Source organism: Vibrio sp. Isolate25 (assembly GCF_022398025.1).
Classification (GTDB): Bacteria; Pseudomonadota; Gammaproteobacteria; order Enterobacterales; family Vibrionaceae; genus Vibrio; species Vibrio coralliilyticus_A.
In genome coordinates this window covers 1029969-1050283 of the sequence record NZ_JAKEUT010000001.1, presented here as the reverse complement: position 1 = coordinate 1050283, position 20315 = coordinate 1029969, and the positions used below count along the sequence as shown (strand labels likewise).

The 20315-nt window shown below is 45.1% G+C and carries 17 protein-coding genes; 7 read left to right on the top strand and 10 right to left on the bottom strand.

Annotation, left to right across the window (positions count from 1 at the left end; translation table 11 throughout):
- Positions 1-63 precede the first annotated feature (63 nt).
- A complete protein-coding gene (locus tag L1D15_RS04605; RefSeq protein ID WP_239874817.1) occupies positions 64-2940 on the bottom strand; it encodes an HD domain-containing phosphohydrolase in 2877 nt (958 codons plus the stop codon).
- Between the two features lie 167 nt (positions 2941-3107).
- Between L1D15_RS04605 and L1D15_RS04600 the strand changes: the two genes are divergently transcribed.
- The 3 genes from L1D15_RS04600 (at position 3108) to L1D15_RS04590 (ending at position 4812) form a co-directional block, all read left to right on the top strand.
- Positions 3108-3557 carry an SRPBCC domain-containing protein gene (locus L1D15_RS04600; protein WP_239874816.1) on the top strand — a complete coding sequence of 150 codons (450 nt, stop codon included), beginning with the start codon at positions 3108-3110 and terminating at the stop codon, positions 3555-3557.
- 48 nt (positions 3558-3605) lie between these two features.
- The gene (locus tag L1D15_RS04595; protein WP_239874815.1) at positions 3606-4349 is read left to right on the top strand and encodes a phosphatase; all 744 of its coding nucleotides are present in this window, start codon (positions 3606-3608) and stop codon (positions 4347-4349) included.
- Between the two features lie 79 nt (positions 4350-4428).
- Positions 4429-4812, top strand: a complete 384-nt coding sequence (locus tag L1D15_RS04590; RefSeq protein ID WP_239874814.1) for a cytochrome b562 — start codon at positions 4429-4431, stop codon at positions 4810-4812.
- On the opposite strand, the gene L1D15_RS04585 is transcribed toward L1D15_RS04590, so the two are convergent.
- The 4 genes from L1D15_RS04585 to uhpT form a co-directional block, all read right to left on the bottom strand.
- A complete protein-coding gene (locus tag L1D15_RS04585) occupies positions 4809-6128 on the bottom strand; it encodes an MFS transporter (RefSeq protein ID WP_239836100.1) in 1320 nt (439 codons plus the stop codon). The two genes, L1D15_RS04590 and L1D15_RS04585, sit on opposite strands and share 4 nt — an antisense overlap.
- A 10-nt stretch (positions 6129-6138) precedes the next feature.
- Positions 6139-7650, bottom strand: a complete 1512-nt coding sequence (gene uhpB / locus L1D15_RS04580) for a signal transduction histidine-protein kinase/phosphatase UhpB (RefSeq protein WP_239874813.1) — start codon at positions 7648-7650, stop codon at positions 6139-6141.
- Complete coding sequence (uhpA, locus tag L1D15_RS04575) at positions 7650-8261, bottom strand: transcriptional regulator UhpA (protein WP_239864380.1); 612 nt, start codon at positions 8259-8261, stop codon at positions 7650-7652. Before uhpA ends, uhpB begins: the two co-directional genes overlap by 1 nt.
- A gap of 148 nt (positions 8262-8409) precedes the next feature.
- Positions 8410-9801 carry a hexose-6-phosphate:phosphate antiporter gene (uhpT, locus tag L1D15_RS04570; RefSeq protein WP_095570861.1) on the bottom strand — a complete coding sequence of 464 codons (1392 nt, stop codon included), beginning with the start codon at positions 9799-9801 and terminating at the stop codon, positions 8410-8412.
- 340 nt (positions 9802-10141) lie between these two features.
- Between uhpT and L1D15_RS04565 the strand changes: the two genes are divergently transcribed.
- Positions 10142-10495, top strand: coding sequence for a hypothetical protein (locus L1D15_RS04565; protein WP_239864379.1), 354 nt, complete (start codon positions 10142-10144; stop codon positions 10493-10495).
- Positions 10496-10624: 129 nt separating this feature from the next.
- Positions 10625-12079 (top strand): PepSY domain-containing protein, encoded by a 1455-nt coding sequence (locus L1D15_RS04560; RefSeq protein ID WP_239864378.1) that lies wholly within the window; start codon positions 10625-10627, stop codon positions 12077-12079.
- 52 nt (positions 12080-12131) lie between these two features.
- Here L1D15_RS04560 and pyrC read toward each other — a convergent pair whose 3' ends face one another.
- Complete coding sequence (pyrC, locus tag L1D15_RS04555; RefSeq protein ID WP_006961262.1) at positions 12132-13160, bottom strand: dihydroorotase; 1029 nt, start codon at positions 13158-13160, stop codon at positions 12132-12134.
- Between the two features lie 493 nt (positions 13161-13653).
- Between pyrC and L1D15_RS04550 the strand changes: the two genes are divergently transcribed.
- Positions 13654-15471 (top strand): hybrid-cluster NAD(P)-dependent oxidoreductase, encoded by a 1818-nt coding sequence (locus L1D15_RS04550; RefSeq protein WP_239864377.1) that lies wholly within the window; start codon positions 13654-13656, stop codon positions 15469-15471.
- 289 nt (positions 15472-15760) lie between these two features.
- Here the strand turns inward: L1D15_RS04550 and L1D15_RS04545 are convergent, their stop codons facing one another.
- The 3 genes from L1D15_RS04545 to L1D15_RS04535 all read right to left on the bottom strand — a co-directional run bounded on the left by L1D15_RS04545 (position 15761) and on the right by L1D15_RS04535 (position 18475).
- Positions 15761-16483, bottom strand: coding sequence for a LuxR family transcriptional regulator (locus L1D15_RS04545; protein ID WP_239864376.1), 723 nt, complete (start codon positions 16481-16483; stop codon positions 15761-15763).
- A 145-nt stretch (positions 16484-16628) separates the two neighbouring features.
- Complete coding sequence (locus L1D15_RS04540) at positions 16629-17393, bottom strand: DeoR/GlpR family transcriptional regulator (RefSeq protein WP_239836108.1); 765 nt, start codon at positions 17391-17393, stop codon at positions 16629-16631.
- Between the two features lie 182 nt (positions 17394-17575).
- The gene (locus tag L1D15_RS04535) at positions 17576-18475 is read right to left on the bottom strand and encodes a DMT family transporter (RefSeq protein WP_239874812.1); all 900 of its coding nucleotides are present in this window, start codon (positions 18473-18475) and stop codon (positions 17576-17578) included.
- A 99-nt stretch (positions 18476-18574) separates the two neighbouring features.
- Between L1D15_RS04535 and L1D15_RS04530 the strand changes: the two genes are divergently transcribed.
- Positions 18575-19363 (top strand): helix-turn-helix transcriptional regulator, encoded by a 789-nt coding sequence (locus L1D15_RS04530; RefSeq protein WP_239836110.1) that lies wholly within the window; start codon positions 18575-18577, stop codon positions 19361-19363.
- Here the strand turns inward: L1D15_RS04530 and L1D15_RS04525 are convergent.
- Positions 19358-20278, bottom strand: coding sequence for a M14 family metallocarboxypeptidase (locus tag L1D15_RS04525; protein ID WP_239874811.1), 921 nt, complete (start codon positions 20276-20278; stop codon positions 19358-19360). The genes L1D15_RS04530 and L1D15_RS04525 overlap by 6 nt on opposite strands.
- Between the last annotated feature and the right edge of the window lie 37 nt (positions 20279-20315).

Genomic DNA, 20315 nt, shown 5'->3' with positions numbered 1-20315 from the left:
AAGAACTCCTGTATGGAGTTAAAACTCTAATTTTAAGACGTTATTGCAAGGTTTCTTGCTGCGTTAGAACAAGGTTTTCAGATGCGCTTTGACGGTTTGGATGTGTTCTTCACGCTCAACGGGAACGATCTGCTCTGGCGCTAAGAACTTCTCAGCGTAACTTTGATCGATTTCATGCTCTAAGAATAATAAATAGAGCTTAGGATCAATATGGCCTGAGGTTGCCATGTGCGTCATGATATTGAGTGACTCAGCGAGGCTTTTGGCTTTTTTGTAAGGTCTATCGCTGGATGTGAGGGCCTCAAAAACATCGGCAATAGCCATAACTCGAGCGGGGATAGAGAGTTGTTCTTCACTGAGACCTCTGGGGTAGCCTTTGCCATCCATACGTTCATGGTGTCCGCCTGCAATTTCTGGGATGTTTTTGAGGTGTTCTGGGTAAGGCAGACGGCCAAGCATGGTAATGGTTTGAATGATGTGATCGTTGACGATAAATCGTTCTTCATCGTTTAGAGTGCCATAGCGAATAGAAAGGTTATATAGCTCACCGCGGTTGTATTTAAGTTTTCCTGGTTGAAGGACAAAGTTCTCTTTCCAAACATCTTGCGGGCTTTCGCCCTGAGTCCATGGGATTTGATGAACTGGCTTATCACCTAATAAGGGCTCCATAACGGGTAATACAGCGGGTTCGCCAGCTCGTTGTTTTTCGACCCAAGAAACACCGGCTTGATCGTCTAAGGTGCGTTTCCATTGTCTTTGAGCGATAGTCTTAAGACGCTCAATGGCCGATTCTTCCATCTGCTCACTGCCGACATTGCAGTTAGCGATAAACTGAAACTCTTCGTCTAAGGTTCTATGTGTTTCCTTCAACGTATGCTTTAGTTCGGTCGCACTGCCGCCATTATACAGCCCTTGCCAGTAGTCAACTTCAGCTTGTGTTTTAAGGAGCTCAAAGCGCATTCGAATTTCATGGATACGGTCATAAATGGTTTCTAGCTTGGTCGCTTTATCGATGACATATTCTGGTGTTGTCACTTTGCCACAGTCATGCAGCCATGCGGCTAAATGTAGCTCTTCCCATTGCTTTTTATCCATTTCAAACTGGGGGAAATAATGGTCATCATCCTGAGCAACCTGAGTGAGCATTTTAGTCAGCTCTGGGACGCGCTGACAGTGGCTACCTGTATATGGAGACTTGGTATCTATTGATGAGGCAATCAGCTCGATAAACGCATTCAGCATATCTTTTTGCTGTTGCATTTGATCAATGTTTTCCTTGGCGATTTCTGCAAAGCTTAACAGCTCTTTGAGGAAAGCGTGTTTATCACTCTGTTCCTTGGTGATGGCTCTTTCGTAACCGAGTAGCAGAATACCCACTAGTTGTTTGTCCCGATTAAGTAGCGGGAAGAAGTAAATATCAGAGTTGTAGAAAATATCCTTATGTGGGCTGAGAGCGTTATCACTTCGGTTGAGGTGCACGATTTCACCTCGGCGTAAATCTGTTTCTAACCAAGCGGTTTCAGTCAGAAACTCATTCAGCTCAATTTTAAAAGGAATAATGGCGTGGTTTGCGGCCATGTCGAAGGTATTTTTCTTATCAGAGTGCGTGTACAGAATGATGGTTTCGGCTCGTGTGACAAGGTAACTTTGGTGAGTAATGGTTTTTGCTAAGAGAGAGAAATCCTGATTACTTGCTGTCTCTCTGAGTAATCTCAGCAGATCATGCAGAGTATGCTCCATCAGTTCGATGGATTCCGTAAGATTTGCGACCTCATTGATAACACTCTTAGGATAGCGAGTTTTTTTGAAATCGAAGCGTGCAATGTTATCTGTCAGCAGCACCAAGTTTTGTAATGGTGTCGCCAATCTGTTGGCAACAATCCAGACCACAATAAAACTCAGTGCGAGCATCGCCATTGCGACCGTGATTTGCCTGTCGCGCATGGAAAGAAGATTCATTAGTAAATCTTCCTGTGGTGTAGCTTCTGCCAGTAAAAGACGCACGTGTTCGTTGAGCACAACAGGAGTGAGTGTCACTGACCAGTTTTTACCGTCATAGACGACGGGTTCGTAGAGTGTTTGACTACTATGGCGGTCCAAGATAGGGGCAAACAAGCTGTCTTCAAGCTGTGTCTGTATTTGGTCCTTCTCTTGAGTTAGATCGACATTCGTCTGGTGCTGGGCGAGCACTCGGAACTGGTTGTCAAACAGGATCAGTTTCGTTTTGTCGGAAAAGCCTATCTCACTAAGTTGTTGTGATAGAGAAGAAAGCGTGAAATCCGCCGCTACGACTTTTCCTCCATCCGCAGAGCGGCGCGATAAAGTTACGCCGTTGGTTTTGAGAAAGTAAAAAAAATATGGCTCAGTGAGGCGAATATCGCCATCTGGGTCTGCATTTACGAACCACGGTCTCACTCTAGGATCAAATTCATTATCATGGGTCTTTTTATAGCCGACCTTCCTATGCTTACTATCTAAAAAGTGAAGCTCATTTAAACCACTTGGCTTAGTAAAGTTAATCATCATGCTGGTTGTCGGTGGCGCCCCAAATCGTTCTCGTGTTTTATCATCACGAAGCGAACGAAGCATGGTGAATTCACCTTGTTCGTTAGCATAGAAAAGCGCAACAACACCTTGATTTCTTTTGAATATTAAATCTAACGATGAAAGGAATCGTTTAGCTTTAATCGGGGCTTGTCGTTGATCAATGGCTGCGCTGAGAGCCATAAAGTCTAGAGTAGTAAGGATTGGCCCTACGCGTACCTTGAAAGTTGACTCTAGCTTACGGCTATTTTCGCTACTCAGCTCTTTGGCGCTGACGGTGAGTAGCTCTTGAGAGTGGCGATAGCTTATGGCAATGAGCACAGTACCGACTAAAGTCGTCAGGACTAAAAATAAGCTCGTAATATGGATACTTAACGAATAGCGACGTTTCTTCATGTATCACCCAATAACAAATCACTTATTAAGTATTGGTCAATATGCGAATCATGCAAAAATTGTCGTTAATTTAGTGATAGGGCAGTCGTTAGTTTTATGATTTATAAAGGTAATATATCACTGAATCGACTATAACTATTAGAGGTGTAATTGAGGGAAGAAACGGGATGTTAACATTAAACTATCAGATAGAAGTGGCGGCAACGCCAAGCGTTATCTGGAAAGTGCTCACAGAGGTGGAGCTGTATTCACAATGGGCAAGAGCATTTTCACCCCAATCTCAATTTGAAGGTGAGTGGTTAGAAGGGAGTCATGTCTCGTTTTTTGACCCTCAATTAGGTGGGACAAGAGCGGTGATAGATCGGATCGAAGAGCACAAAGTAATTGAATATCATCATATTGCAATCTTTAACCCGGAGCATATTCAAGATATAGACAGTGACTCGGCCAAAAAGTGGATTGGTAGTAAAGAAAGCTATCAGATTACACCTCTGGAAAACTCAGTATTACTGAAAGTGACAATTGAAACTCATCCTGATTTTGTCAGCATGTTCAATAGTGGCTGGCAAAAAGCGTTACCATTGATAAAAGTAATATGTGAGCAACAGAAGCCGTAGGCTGGTAAAGTAGAGCAAATTTTTACGAGACTTAGGTAAATTGTCTTTATGAAGCTTGTTGTTGATACTCATACTCATACGTATGCCAGTGGTCATGCTTATAGCACCTTGATTGAGAATGCTCGATTGGCGAAGAAAAATGGCCTACACATGTTTTGTACCACTGATCACGCTGAATCTATGCCGGGAGCTCCCCATTACTGGTTCTTCTCAAATCAACGGGTGCTGCCTCGATTCATTGAAGGCGTTGCGGTTATTCGTGGTGTTGAATCCAATATCCTCAACATTCAAGGTGAAGTCGATATTCATCCTTCTACAGAGGCCAATCTTGATTGGGCTATCGCCAGCTTCCATGAGCCTGTATTTCGTCCCTCTAGTAAAGAAGTGCACACTGAAGCCCTCATCCATACTATTCGCAGCGGTCGAGTTGATGCTCTGGGGCATCTAGGCAATCCGAACTTCGACTTTGATTTTGAATCGGTTCTAGCGTGTGCTAGAGAGCACAACGTAGCAATCGAAATCAACAATACCACATTGAAAGGCAACAGCAGACTGGGAAGTGTTGAACGTTGCTACGAAATCGCCCAGATTGGTAAAAAACTTGGAGTGTATTTTACCACGGGTAGTGATGCTCATTTCTGCGAGGATGTTGGTAATTTAGATCTAGTGTCGCAACTGATTGATACGATTGGTATAGATCAAGAGAAAGTGATCACTCATTCTACTCGACAATTTCTCAATTTCCTTGAGCTGAGAGGCCGAGCACCTATCGAGGATTACGTCAATTTATAAGTTGATACAATTTTCATCTCAAGTGTGCTGACTGAATTCAGTACACTTTCCCCTCCTATTCCAAGATAAGAACAATACAATGAGAAAGTTAATTCCAGCTCTGGTACTGATGGTATCGGTACAGGCTTTTGCGTCGGACTTCGACCTGAAAGCAACAATGAAGCAAATGAAAGTTGAATTTAAACACGCTGCTGAAGCAACTGAAATTACCGAAATGAAGACAGCGGTGACAAACCTGTCTGAACTGGTAGAGCAATCAAAGCGTGGTGACTACCCACCAGAAAAGTTTGATATCTACTTTGAAGGTTTCAATAAGCTATCAGGTGCGTTGGATAAGGTAGAAGAGCAATTGGACGCTGGCGATATGGCGTCGGCAAAAGAGTCTTTACGTCAGGTCGATGAGCTTCGCATTGAATATCACGACAAACGTAACCCAAGCATCTGGAGTAAGCTATTCGGCTAAATTGATGTTTGATTTGGACTGTTGCTGAATTGTGCCTGCAAGAAGGGCAGAAGTAACAGTCCAATAACCGCTGAGCAGATCGAAATGGTGACGAAAAAACCAGTCCAGTGGAAATGCTCCATAATGATAGCCATAGGGTAGCCTGCCAATGCTGCTCCCATATAAGCAAATAGACCGACAAAGCCCGTTGCTGCACCCGCTGAGTCTTTGTGCGAACACTCTGCAGCGGCCATACCAATCAGCATTTGTGGTCCAAACACAAAGAATCCAATGGCAAAAAATCCAGCGGCCTGAAAAGCAAAATTCGTCACTGGCATTAGCCACAAAGCGGCCACTGACAAGAAGACTCCCATCGCAAAAATCAGGTTCATTGGGCCACGATTACCACCGAACAATTTATCTGACCCCCAACCTGCAACCAAAGAACCGATAAAGCCGCCGATTTCAAACAAGGATAAAGCGGCATTTGCGTTGATCAAGTCGAAACCGTGCTGTTCGGTAAGGTAGAGATTACCCCAGTCATTGACTGCTGTTCGAACGATGTACACCAGCACGTAGCTAAACGCCAGCAACCAAATATATTTGTTGTTTAGGACATAGGTACGTAGAATTTGGTGGGGTTTCAGACCAATACCATCGTTCTCTTGTGCCAGCTCAAGCTTGTCGTTTTTCCATCGGCCAATGGTGGGTAACCCCATGGTGATCGGTTTGTCTCTCAGTCTCCAACAGAGGAACAGCCCGATGATGACACCAATAATCCCCGGAATAACAAAGCCTTCTCGCCAGCTGTAATGCAGCACCATATAACCGACGACAAGAGGGATTAAGGCTCCGCCCACGTTGTGAGCCGTATTCCAGATAGCCCAGAAGAAACCGCGTTCAGAGCGTGAATACCATGTTGTGAGAAGTTTTGAACAGGAAGGCCAACCCCAGCCCTGAAACCAGGCATTGAGTACCCAAAGCGTAAACAGCGCGTAGAGTGAGCTGGATAAGCCAAACAGAATGTTAATGATGCCTGTCGCAATTAATCCAAGCCCCATGAAATAGCGTGGATTAGACCGATCGGAAACGATGCCGGAAATGAACTTAGACAAGCCGTAGGTCAGATAAAAGAACGTACCCATCAAACCTATGTCACTTTTGTCTAAACCTAGGTCTGCGATCAAAGCAGGGGTCGCATAGTTAAAAGTCTTGCGGGTGAAATAAAAGCCAGCATAGCCGAGATACATACCGACCATGATATGCAGTCGCCAGTACTGGTAAGTCGATTTCACCTCGTGGGTAGTGTGATTAGGTTGAGCGATAGAGTCGGACATAAGCTACACCTCAAATCCCCGGTAGTTCGACACGAATAGAAGTACCATGCTGCTCTGATTCATGCTGGCTATGGCTGCGAATATTGAATCGCCCACCGAGTGCTTGCACACGCTCTTGCATACCTTTTAAGCCAAAGCCTTTTTGGCTGTCCTGTAGTTTGAATCCAATGCCGTTGTCTTGAATCTTGAGTTCGACTTCGTCTCCCAGTTTGATATCAATCTCTAAACGGCTTGCCTGAGCGTATTTCTGTGCATTGTTAAGAGCTTCCTGACATATCCGATACAAGGTCGCACTGGTCGCATCGCTTAATGTAGATACATGCCCACCTTCTAGCTTGAACGAGACTTCAACGCCTTGCTGCTCAAACTCCATTTCGCGAACTAACTGTTGCAGAGCTTCGACCAGATCAAGATCATCCAGTGCCTTGGGTCTGAGGCGAGTCAACAGCCCTTTAGTGGTGTCATAAACATTCAGTGATAAAGATTCGATGGTGGTGGCGCAATTGGCACTCATCTGTGGATTTTCGACTCGTTTAATGATGCTGGCTTGGGTGCGGATAGCAGTAATATTCTGGCCTATTTCATCATGTAATTCGCGTGCGACCTCCTGACGTACGGACTCTTCCGCTTTGACGAGCTGGCGCGATAAATTCTGGTTGCGGCTTAATTCATGGCGTAATTTTTGGTTTAAATCTCGCTGGCGCTGTACAGCGACGCCTAGCAAGATCCCCGTTAGTGTTTGTGCTGTAATTGATAGCAGAAGGTCGGTGATTTCAAGTTGAGAAACCCCACTACGTGCTGCGATCAAAGCAATACTGTTGAGTAAGGTACCCAGCATAGCGCCTTGCCAGCCATAACGAAAAGCCAGCAGGATAATGGGGATTGCCAAACAAAACGGGGCAAAACGTCGCAATTCATCGGGTAGTCCTATTTGCAGGGCAATACTGACAGAGAAAAGGGCGATAAATAGGATAATCGGCTTTATATTGAATTGAATCGGCTGACTGATCAAATTGGAGGTTAGAGGTAACCAAGTACTTTGAAACAGGTAGTTCCAGACCAGATAGCAGGTCGGGACCAGCATGAGTCCACCAGTGACACTAACCAGCCAAACTAAGCTGGTTGACTCAACGTGACTATTCACAGCAGCAACATTGATCAGTGACGACACAATAATCACAGCCGCTTGAACCAGCAATCGCTGAGATTGCGCACCATAGTTAAATCGCATCGCCATCGCGGTGACTGGAATACTGGCGGCACTGGCCGCTAAAACGGTAAGCCATTGAGGCTGGTCTAACAATAACGCAAGAGATATCGTTAGCAGCCATTCTGCTGCATAAATTGCAGGCCAATGCTTCTTGGCAGTATGTAATGTCACGCCTAGTCGCAAGGCGAAGGGGAAAAAGAGAATTGCCAGCTCAGCATCATTAACGAAGTAATAAGAAATGACCCATAAGCAAAACCAACTACACAGGGTAATGAACCAAGCACAGGCAGAAGTGATCAGGTAGTTGCGCATTAGAGCGGGATTTCCTGACTGAACAGCTTAGCCAGCTCAACGTTGTTTTTGACCGCGAGTTTGTCCATCGCATTAGCGCGATGAACGTGAACCGTCTTATGGCTCAGGCCGAGCTGGTTGGCCACTAACTTTACATCCATCCCCGTCGCGAGCAGTTCACAGACTTGTTTCTCCCGCTTAGTTAGCTGGCTTAATGAAGCGGTTGCTGCTTTAGGAGAGGCCAACTTCAAGGCGATTTCTGGGGTTAAATAGCAGCCGCCAGTGGATGCGGTTCGCACAGCTTGAACCAGCTCTTCCGGGCTACATCGTTTAGTCAAATACCCAAGAGCCCCTGCTTCAAGGGCTTTTTCTACCATCGCTAGCGAGTCATGGACACTCAGCATGACGCAGGCGATGCCAGAGGGGAGCGACTCAAGTAAACTCAGTCCACTTTCATCAGGCATTGATATATCGGTAATGCACACATTAGCACCGCTGCCTGGCAAGCCTTGTTTGGCATCGGACACTGAGTTGAATTCACCAACGACGTTAATGTCACTTTCCAGACTTAGAAGCTGGGCAAAACCGGATCGAACGATGACGTGATCATCAACGAGAGCAACATTAATCATGGCAATTATCCAAAGCAAGGTAGAATGCGGGGTAAGGTACCGTTAAGTGTACTAATAGGCAAATAGCGTTTGGAACTAAAGAAAGCGCCATCTATATCTCACTGATTCAGGCTAAACAGCGAGTATTAGATAGCGCTAACTGGGGGTATTAAGCGTTTACTTGAGCGAGCTGTTTCTTAGCTTTACGAATCTTCTTCTCTTCAGCGATGGCGACAAAAGCAAGTAAGCCGATACAGATAGCCGCAGAAGTATCCAGTGCAGCAAAAGTACCTTGCCAACCCGTCAGGCCAAAAATAGGCGTGCCGTCTGCAATCATACCCAGACCAAGTTTCGCGAAGCTATCACCAATCAGGTACGCAAATGTGCCTTTCACACCGTCAGCAACACTGATGGCTTTCTTCGGTACAAAGCCAACGGCTGCAACGCCAATCAGCAACTGAGGACCAAATACAAGGAAGCCTAATACGAACAGTGACGCTAGATACATGAACTCGCTGGTGGCATGTTGGTAGAACTCGAGTGACACAATAATCAAGCCAAGTGATACACAAGCAACAAGCGCACGGCGACCGTTAGCTAAGTCTGACAAGTAGCCCCACATTAATGTACCGACCAGTGCACCCACTTCGAATAAGGTGAAACCAGAAATTGCCGCTTCTTTAGATAGACCAAGCTCTTGGTAGGCATAAACCGTTGACCATTGGTCGATACCAATACGCACGATATAAAGGAAAATGTTGGCGAAACACAGTAGCCAGATCACTTTGTTTTTCAGTACATATTCAACAAAGATTTCTCGCTTAGACATTTGCTGCTCTTCCGCGGCATTGTCTTCTTCGCTGACAGCTTCATCGAATAGCTCTTCCACTTTACCCAAACCATAGGCTTCTGGAGAGTCGCTACCAAAACGCATGCCAATAAAACCTACAATCAAAGCGATGATAGATGGGAAGATGAACATACCAATCACGTGACCATCGAATAGGTAATTCGCGCCAAATAAAGCGACACCTGCCGCGCCCGCACCACCAACGTTATGCGACATATTCCACAGACCAAGGTATGAGCCGCGCTTGTTACGTGGTGTCCACTTGGTGATGGTTGAGTAGCTAGAAGGGCCGCCAGTACTCTGGAAGAAACCACTTAACGCATAAAATGCGATCATGAGGAATAGGCTGATGCTACCGCCTCCCATGCTCATACTGAAACCCAGCATGGCAAGCCCCGAAAGGATCAACATGAAGGGTAGGAACTGCTTGGTGTTTTTGCCATCGGCGTAATAAGACACCACAGTTTTACCAATGCCGTAAGTAATCGAAAAGCCAAGGCCAATCATACCTAACTCGGTCATTGATAGGCCGTAAGTGGAGATCATATCGTTCTGAGCGATATTGAAGTTCTTACGGATCAGGTACATGGTCATGTAGCCAATGAATACAACTAAGTAAGATTGTAAAAAGGGTTTAAACCACATTTTTCGGCGAACTTCGACTGGCAGGTCCAGCGTTGGTTTGCGCACTTGTTCTAGAAATTTCAACATAGTGAATCCTTAGAGCCCAGCTTAGCCCGTTGGGCAAAGCAAATAAAAAATTCGGTTGATTTAGCTGACAGGCAGTCAGGAGTAAATCGATGGCGCTAAGTGTATTCATCGTGGTGCGTTGTGGCTTGAGAGATGCTCCTAGGCGGATTAGGAAAATTTCCTAGATCGAGTTGGTTAGTGAGTGTTTCGTGAATAGTGTCACATGATTGATTGGACTCGTTTCGGTTAGTTATTGTTCTTTTTGTAGAAAAGTTATGACTAAGCTTATGTTTTGCAGCACAACTGGCTGAGTTTGTTAATTTCACGTTATATAGTTACAGCGAACAAATCGAGAGTGATCATGTTACGCGCAACGAATTTTAACCGGACGATGTTATTGGCGAGTGCCCTGAGTTGGCTGCTCGTTTCTCTGATGCCGGTCATAAATGCGCATGGCTCAAACGCTGGAGTTTGGGCAACGTTATGTACCATCAACGGTTTCGAGCTGGTTCAGGTCGAAGAAGGTAAACCGGAAACTCAGCACGGTAAGCCTTGTCCATTCAGTCACTTTTCCTCTTTCCATCAGGATTCACTTCCAACACCACCTTACTTTACACGACAGACGTATGTGCGTGATGAAGCGTATGCTTTTTTGGCTCTAAGCGTTCGCTATCAGCTTGCACTCCCACGTGCGCCGCCTTTGTTTATTGCTTGATATAAAAATAAAATTATTAAATAAGGCATAGCGCCTCACTGTAAAGTCTACGTTCAGCAAACACTATTGAATGATCCATTCGGATTGAACCCGAATGGTTTTGCTGCGCGCAATAAAAAGGAAATTGTAATGTTGGGTAGTCAAACTCAGACTTCACCTAAGGAATCTTCACGCCTATCTTCAGAGAAGGCTCGAATCAAATCACGCTACTTTATGACATGGCGCTGGCACTTTTATGCAGGCCTTTATGTCATCCCATTTATGCTTATGCTCAGCCTGACAGGGCTTGTCATGCTGTTTGATGATGAAATCGAACAAGCTCGATATCAGGATGAGTTGGTTGTTATGCCTGAATCTTCAAAAGTTCCTGTGTCTCAGCAACTAGAGAGTGTTCAAGCTAGTTATCCATCTGGGCAGGTTACTCAGTATATCCCTGCTGCTGAAACCAACCTGGTCAATAAGTTCAGTGTACGTCTGGAAGATGGCACCTCGGTGTTTGCCACCGTGAATCCCTATAGTGGTCAGGTATTAGGTGAAATAGATCGCAGTGACAGCTGGTATCAGCTTGCGAATGAAATCCACGGAACCTTGTTGATTGGTCAATGGGGTGATTACTTAATCGAAGTCTCTGCTAGCTTGAGTATCTTACTTTTGGTAACGGGCATCTATTTATGGTTACCACGGGACAAGGCAAGTAAAGCGGGATTTCTGAAAGTGCGTTTTACATCGGGTACACGCATCTTGATGCGCGATCTGCACGCGAACTTGGGTGGTGTGTTGTCGGTTGTGTTGCTGTTTTTTGTCATCTCAGGTTTGGCTTGGGCGGGCGTTTGGGGCAGCAAGCTGGTTCAGGCGTGGAATACGTTTCCTACTTACTACACTTGGGGCGATAAGCCAGAGTCACTGCTGACTCACGCTGACCTCAACCACGGTAGTGAGGAAGAAATGCCATGGAGCTTAGAACAGGCTCCGTTACCTGAATCTAAGGGGCATGCTCATGGTAGCGAAGATCATGCTCATCATGAACATAGCTCGTATGATATCAGTCAGAGTATCAGCATCGATTCGATAGTCGAGCAAGCACAACGCCTTGGTTTTACTCAGTTCAATCTCTTTTTACCTCAGTCTGAAACGGGTGTGTATACGCTAGCAGCGAATTCTATGGCGGGCGACATTAGCGATCCGAGAAAAGACAAAACCACTCACATAGACCAGTACACAGGTGAAGTGTTGGTGGATGTGACATGGGAAGACTACAGTTTGTTCGCTAAATTTATGGCAGCAGGCGTGTCTTTGCACCAAGGGGATGTCAGCGTGGTGAACAAGATACTCAATGTTTTGTTTTGTGTGGCGTTCATCTCTATTTCCATCACTGGTATTGTGATGTGGTGGATCAGAAGGCCATCAGGCAAGACTCGAGTCGGTATTCCGCCTCGCTTTGAAAGTGATGGTATCTGGAAGGTAGGAGCCATTACACTCGCTATGGTTGCAGTCTTTTTCCCGCTAGCAGCGGTGACTATCGTGCTCTTTGGTGTGATTGATTGGTTTGTTTTCCGGCAGAAAATGGAAACGTCAGCATCCTAGTACCACAACAAAAAAGGCCACCTATTGGTGGCCTGATTCACGTATGGCTCGGTTACTTTACTGACCAGTCGATAGTCTCACCCGCGCGAATTGGTACGACAATGTCCTGACCAAATGGCATTGATTCTGCCACTGCCCATTCTTCTTTAGTGAGCGTTACGGTATCTGAGTTTCGAGGTAGACCATAGAAGTCTGGGCCATTGTGGCTCGCAAATGCTTCAAGGTTCTCTAACTTACCCTCAAGCTCAAACACTTCTGCATAAAGCTCTAACGCTGCGTGAGCAGTATATGAACCAGCGCAGCCACATGCTGCTTCCTTCATACCTTTCGCATGAGGAGCGGAATCTGTACCTAAGAAAAACTTCTTACTACCGCTAGTTGCAGCTTCAATCAGCGCTTTTTGGTGGGTGTTGCGCTTAAGAATCGGCAGACAATAGAAGTGAGGTTTAATTCCACCAACCAACATGTGGTTGCGGTTGTATAGCAGGTGGTGAGCTGTGATGGTTGCTGCAACATTATCGTTGGCGTTTTTAACAAAAGTGGCCGCATCTGCCGTTGTGATGTGCTCAAGTACGATCTTCAATTCTGGGAAATCATTGACGATGGGCGCCAAAACCGTATCTAGAAACTCTTTTTCACGGTCAAAAATATCGACATCATGAGTCGTCACTTCACCGTGGACCAGAAGTAGCATGCCAACTTCCTGCATTGCTTCAAGCACATGGTAGATGTTTTTAGCAGAAGTCACACCAGAATCAGAGTTGGTTGTTGCACCAGCAGGGTAGAGCTTGGCCGCCACCACTTTACCTGAAGCTTTTGCTTTGCGAATTTCATCGGGTGAAGTGTTATCCGTCAGATACAACGCCATCAAGGGCTCAAATTGTTCGCTTGGTTTTTCTGCCATGATGCGCTCACGATAAGCGAGTGCCATTTCAGTGTCGGTAACTGGTGGGACTGTGTTTGGCATGATTAGCGCTCGACCATTGTAGCGGCTGATGTCGCGGACGGTATCTGTTAGAACATCACCATCGCGTAAGTGAACATGCCAGTCGTCAGGACGAGTGATCGTAAGTGTTGTCATTATTGCTCCCACCATAATAATAAGTTGTCTGATTGGAGCCTAAGCATCAACGAAAACTGTGAAGGCAAACGCTTACGCTTAGGCGACAGGATGATAGTGCAAAGTGCCTTTTAATGCATCTGTTTTTTACTTTTGAAGTGGGTTGGATGAAAGAAAAGGGCTAATCCGTTAACCCTGAAATATCGGATTTTCATATTCCGTTATACAACACAACAATGTTTGGAGTACCGCATATGGGATAGTGCGGTAAATCCATACTAGCGAGGTGGTATATTAGAACAAGTTAATTTAATGGATTCTTACATAAGGGAGTGGGGTGTTAACAGTTTTCAAGACAAAACATATTTCGACATCTTCATTGCGTCGCTTTAGCCTTCATTGCATAGTTGATAAAATGCTGAGTCGATTTTCTGATCGGTACGCGCATCTTGGTGAAACATCTTGTTAGATAGTCGGGTATAATTGCAGCAAATAACAACGCTCAGGAATAGCAATGTCAGCTCCAACTCTGTCTCAACTCAACATTTTCCCAGTTAAATCCTTAGGCGGTATCAGCCAATCTTCTGCTTGGGTAGAAAAGCAAGGCCTGATGTTTGACCGTCGCTTTATGCTTGCTTTGTCCGATGGCTCCATGGTGACGGCACGTAAATATCCGCATATGGTTAAAGTTCAGTCGAGCTTGACGCCAGATGGTTTAATCTTTGTTGCTGAAGGCAAACCGCCGCTTCGCTTAAAGTACGCCGATTTTAAAATGCAGGAAGCCCCTGCTCAGGTATGGAAAGATAATTTCACCGCGTATACCACAACGGACGAAGCGGACGACTGGTTTAGCGATGTCTTGCAACAGAGAGTAGAGCTGCTGTTTTCAGGCGAGCAATCAAAGCGAGTACGAGAGAAAGTTGGGGGTAATGTCAGCTTTGCCGACGGTTATCCAATGCTTGTGATTGGTCAGGGTTCTTTGGACGAACTAAACCGCCGCAGCCCTGAACAACATTCTATGGACCAATTCCGTGCCAACCTGATTGTTTCTACGACTGAGGCGTTTGAGGAAGATAGCTGGAAGCGAATCCGTATTGGAGAAGTGGAGTTTGAAGCGGTTAAAGCGTGTGAACGCTGCATCCTGACAACGGTCGACGTTGACAAAGGTGAATTCAGACCAAGCAAAGAGCCACTCAACACACTGTCTCAGTTTCGAGCGAACGAGCGAGGTGGCGTTTTCTTCGGTCAAAACTTAGTCGCTAAGAATGAAGGTATGATTCGCCAGGGAGATGTGGTGGAAGTCCTTGAGTACAAAGAGAAAGAGTTCTATCCAGACAACACTCCGGAAAAATTGGTGATGACGTGTGTTGAACGTGAAGAGATTGCTCGTGACTTTGTGACATTTTGGCTAGAGCCAGAACACGGCACGGCTCCTGTCTACCAACCCGGTCAGCACTTACCGATTTCAGTTGATATCGATGGTGAAAAAGTCGCGCGTCGCTATACGCTCTCTTCCAGTCCTTCAAGGCCTGGGCGGTTGGCTATTTCTGTCAAACGTATTGATGGTGGGCGAGTTTCCAACTGGCTGAACGACAATCTGAAAGTCGGTGATACGTTAGCGTGTGAAAACCCTGATGGCAGCTTCCACCTTGGAGACAAACACGATCAACCCATTTTGCTCTTGTCTGCGGGGAGTGGTGTGACCCCTATGCTGTCCATGTTGAGGTACCTCTCTGATCACGATCAGGCTGATGATGTCACCTTTTATCACCAGTGTCGTAGCATTGAAGATATCCCATGCAAAGAAGAGTTGGATAGCTACAAACGTCAACACCCTGGATTGAGAGTCTTGATCGCATTGTCTCAGCCGCCAGTGGATTGGTTCGGCTTAAAAGGGCGTTTGACTAGCGCGCACTTAAAGCAGATCGAAAATGTTGAGCAAAGACAGATCTTTGTATGCGGACCTGATGGCTTTATGGAACAGGCGAAAACTCTCTTGCTGAAGAAAGGGTTACCGGAGGAGTGCTATCACCAAGAAGCGTTCGGTGTTTCTCAAACCAATCTGCAACCACTTAAAGAGCTTCAGTTAAGTGTTAATGGCAACATCTTTACCGGCAATAACCAAAAGCCGTTGTTAGAGCAAGCGGAAGATGCCGGGATAGCTATTGCTCATAGCTGCCGCGCTGGTTTGTGTGGTGCATGTAAGGTGACGGTTGAGTCAGGCAAAGTTCACCAACCTGATGTTCCAGGACTACAAGATCACGAAAAAAACATGGGTGTTGCTTTAGCATGTTGTTGTATCCCTGAAACGGATATTGAAGTGGTGAACTAAACCTAGCTCTATAAAAGGTAAAAGCCCCGAATCAATGATTCGGGGCTTTTTTTAGTGTGAATACTTTGTTTCATTTGTATTTGGATCGTATTCATCAGTCTGAGCCAACTGACGTGTCGTAACTCAGTGATATAATGATATTAAAAACAATAGGATAGTGTAACTGTCCGATCGGACAGGTTTTGTATTAAACTTGATACTAAATGGTGGATTAGAGCGAAAAATATAGACATAGCCAATCAAATCGGCTCTGATTATTTAGAACGAAAGTAGAGGAGACTACTTTCCCTTATTGATGTGGTTTAATATGCCCACCGAGTAGGGCTCTTGTCACCGCTTGGCAGCGATTGGTCGCTCCGAGTTTCTTACACGCATTACTCAGGTGAAACTTAACGGTTCGTTCAGTGCAATCAACGAGCTCTGCAATTTCTAAAGCACTTTTTCCATCGGCGGCCCAAGTCAGGCATTCAATTTCCCTGTTAGTTAACATCGCTTGAGAGTGCTTAGTTTGTGAAGTCAAAGGCAAGTGCGGTAAGTTCTGTACAATGAGCGGGATAATCAACTGAGTAAACAGTAATGCATCAGGATTAGCGGGGTGAGCAATAACGTCTGATGTGGCGAAACTAAGAATACCCACTTCACCATTTAATCCATGAATGGGGATACTGATACCTTGCTCTATTCCTTGAATATGCGATAAGGAATAAAGCGCCTGGCTGTGAACATCTATTTGTTTGGCTGATTCCCAAACGCTAGGCATACAGTTTGATGCGCCAAAATTGCAAATAGGATCAACATACATTAATTCAAGATTGCATGAATCTTTACGACATTCATCCGGAAAGTTATCTACAACGATAAATCGACCATTTTTAATATGTGGGTCAAACGATACACCAAGTACAAAATACTCGCTGTTTACAATCGTGTTTAACTGATCCAGCAATTTGACCATTGAGTCAATAGAATCAATGGTTTGGTAGTTATCTATCAGACGTAAAATTTCTTTCATTTAGTGCTATTAACGCCGCTTTTTATTACTTATAACAAATTACATTCGAGTTATGTAATATTTTTCTCACGTTAAAAGTGAGAGTGGGGAATTTTTAAGCATATTAGTGACAAGAATAGAAAAAGGCGCGATATGCGCCTTTTCTTTATTTTACAACTTGAAGAACAGTGTCGTTTTCTTTGGCGTAGGACTCTATTTCTTTTGGTGGTTTTCTATCGGTAATAATGAGATCAACATCAGCGATAGTGCCTAGCTTCACCATAGCATTACGGCCAAATTTACTGTGGTCTACGCCTAGAAATACTGAGCGGCTGTTTTCAATAATTGCACGTTTGACACGAACTTCGTGATAGTCGAAGTCGAGTAATGAGCCGTCATAGTCAATGCCTGAAATACCTAGAATGCCAAAATCTAGGCGGAACTGAGAGATGAAATCGAGGGTTGCTTCACCTGTGACACCTCCGTCTTTACCGCGAACTTCACCGCCGGCTAGAATAACCTTGAAATCAGGTTTAGACATTAGAATTGTTGCTACATTGATATTGTTGGTTACGATGCGTAGGTTATGATGTTTTCCTAGCAGGGCACGGGCGACTGCTTCCGGGGTCGTACCAATATCAATGAATAAGGTTGCGCCATCAGGGATGTGCTTGACCAGTTCCAGCGCAATTTGGCCTTTTTCCTTCTGATAGGAAATTTGGCGAGTTTGATAAGAGGAGTTCTCGGAACTGGAGGCGATCGTCGCCCCGCCATGATTTCGGCGAATTTTGTTTTCATCAGCGAGTTCGTTGAGATCACGACGAATGGTTTGCGGACTCACGTCAAAACGCTCGACTAACTCATCAGTGCTCACAAAACCTTGAGTTTGCACCAGCTCGATGATTTCTTGGTGACGCTTGATGGCTTTCACTAACAATATCCTTGTCTGTTGGAATAAAGCAATTCTACGGTTTGAGGAACGCAAAGCAATGATTTATGAGCGGAACTGGCTGATTAAGGTTCGTTTTAAGAAAATGTTCACATAAACGAACATAAAAATGATCCATTTTTGAGTTGGGTGCTTCGGTTGCGATTGTGGCTTTTGGCGCACATTCATACTGGCTTAACTTTTTGCAGACTTTGTTCTACCTTCGGCTTTCGTTTTACTTGTGACAGGATGACACCAGAGATCACCATAATACCGCCCATCAGGTGGTAACTCTGAATATTTTCTCCTAGTAAAGTAGCCGCTAATGATACGGCGACGACAGGCAGTAAATTCATGAACATCGCACTCGAATCCGCACCTATAGCATTAATCGCTTTGACCCACATCCAAGGCGCGAGAATCGATGCGGCAATGGAGGCGTAGGCGATAAGGGAGAAGGCTCCCTTTGTAGGAGTGAGATGATTACTAGAAAGCCAAAGAGGTGCTAGCATGATGACTGCAAAGATCCCTTGCATATAGATGAGTGTCCAGTTAGACAAAGGCATCTTCCAGCGTTTTATCAGTACACAGTAAGCTGCGTAGCAACAAGCCGCTAAAACCATCAATGCATCACCTTGAGTCACATTTTGATGTAAAAAGAAGGCTATGTCCCCTTGTCCGAGCATAAAAGATAAACCTGCAAGTGAAATGACACCACCAATGATGTTTAGAAGAGAGACTTTTTTATCGAGTAACGGCACGCTCATAAATACACTGAGAAGTGGTACTAATGAGGTGATCAAAGCCATATTAGATGCAGTCGTAGTAAGGCCTGCGTAATAACCCAGCGATTGGTTTAACACCATGCCTAGCATGGCTAGAAATGCGAGTTTGCTTAAATACGGTTTGATGATAGGCCATTGTTTAATCACTTTCGGTAAGCAAAAAGGCGTGAGCACAAGCATGGCAAAAAACCAACGAAAGAAGCTCATCGCACTAGGCTCGATAACGGAAGCTGCCATCTTGTTGATGATCGAATTCCCTCCCCAGATGAAAACGGTAAGTAGTGGAAGTAAGTAGATCATGTGAGCCTCATCTCAAAGTGAACAGTAGAAGTGAGTTTGACAGGTCTGTATGATTGTAGATATCTCTTAAAAGACATCGGACGCGACAGGAAGACAAATTTGAGAAAATCGGCCAAACACCTTCACCCATCTCTATCAATAGATAAAGCTCCATCAGATGTATTTATGAATTTTGAAGCTTTCTTATCCAATACAGAGACGCGAATGCATAGCCACCCATGGGGGCAGGTGCAACTGATCAGTGGTGGTATTCTTGAAATGGAGGCCGAAGGAACTCGTTTTCTTGCTCCCCCCCATTTAGCCATCTGGGTTCCAGCAGGTGTGATGCACACTAGTTACAACAGAAAGCCACTATCCTACTGTTCCTTGAATATCGCTCAGGAACTTACTACGCATTTTCCAGACTGTACTAGCTTGATCAAAATTACGCCGATTGTGTCATCGATTGTCGATGACTTTCGTCAACGAGACATTAATGTTGCCCAAACGGATCAAGATAAGCGTCTTGTGCAAGTTCTTTTAGATCAATTGGCAACTCGTGATACTCAGCATCACTTTTTGCCTTCTTCAGACAACAAATATCTGGCGAGAATATTGGCGGCAGTAGAAGAGAACCCAATTGATAATACCAGCCTCTCTGAATGGGCAGAGAAGGTTCATACCACTGAGCGCACATTAGCACGCCATTGTCAGTCTGAACTGGGAATGAGCTTTACAGAGTGGAGGCTGAGAGTACGTTATCTGTATTCGATGGACTTGTTGCGCAAAGGGCATTCAGTAAAAGAAGTGGCATTAACCTTGGGCTACAATCAAGCCAGCCCGTTTATCGCAATGTTTAAAAAATACTCCGGGCAAACCCCGGAGCAGTATAAGAGTAAGCTGTTATAGCTTTTTGATTACGAAATCCAATCCTCCTACGATGGCCGCAACTTGAGCGTCGTTACACTCTTCATCGGTCACTTTCGGGCTATCAGGATAGACTTCAGTAGTCGTGCCGTAAGTGCAGTTAGTCATGCCACCACACAGGCCAAGTTTTACCATCGGGTAGTTGATGACGCCATCCTGTACAATGGCTGAGCCGATGATTTCGCCTTTTTCATCAGCGGGAGCAATATGAGTCACTTTTCTAACTGACTCAATCACCGCTGCCTGAAACTCAGGTTGAGGGTTTTCAGTATCACCTACTGTGTAGAAGCCATCAGGAATCATACCTTCGATATACTCAATGCCATCACGTGCGGCCAGGGCAGGTCTGAACTCGGTTTCATCCGTGTCTGTCGTTTCATGCAAATCAATATGAACTAATACATCTTGTCCTATTGAGGCTACTAGCGCTCTTAGATTGGCGGATTCTTCTGCCGGGCTGTTTTCATAGAAAGAGCGGTTTGGATCAATCGCTAATGGGTTCCAGCGATTGATGGTCTCGTAACCCCATGGGCTGACACATGGTGCGACGATGATGTTGAAGTGCTCAGCGTATTTTTCCATCTGAGTGTCAGCAAATTTGAGTGCACCATGAACGCCGCTAGTCTCGTAGCCATGAACCCCACCTGTCACCAGAACAACGGGTTTTGTACTGTCCCAATTTTTACTTTTAATGCAAAAAAGTGGGTAGCGGCTTGGGTCGTAGGAGAGCGCACCATACTGTTCGATATCGAACCTTTCTTGTAGGGCTTGAATCTTTGGAACCACTCCTTGTTGGTATTCTCGTTTGATACTGGTTTTTTCACGCCAAGCTTGACGCTCTGATTCTTGCCATTTTTGGCCTGGTGTTCCGATAGGGTAAGAGTAAGAACTATGCATTACTTTGCCTATGTTTGTTATGGGATGTGGGCGACAG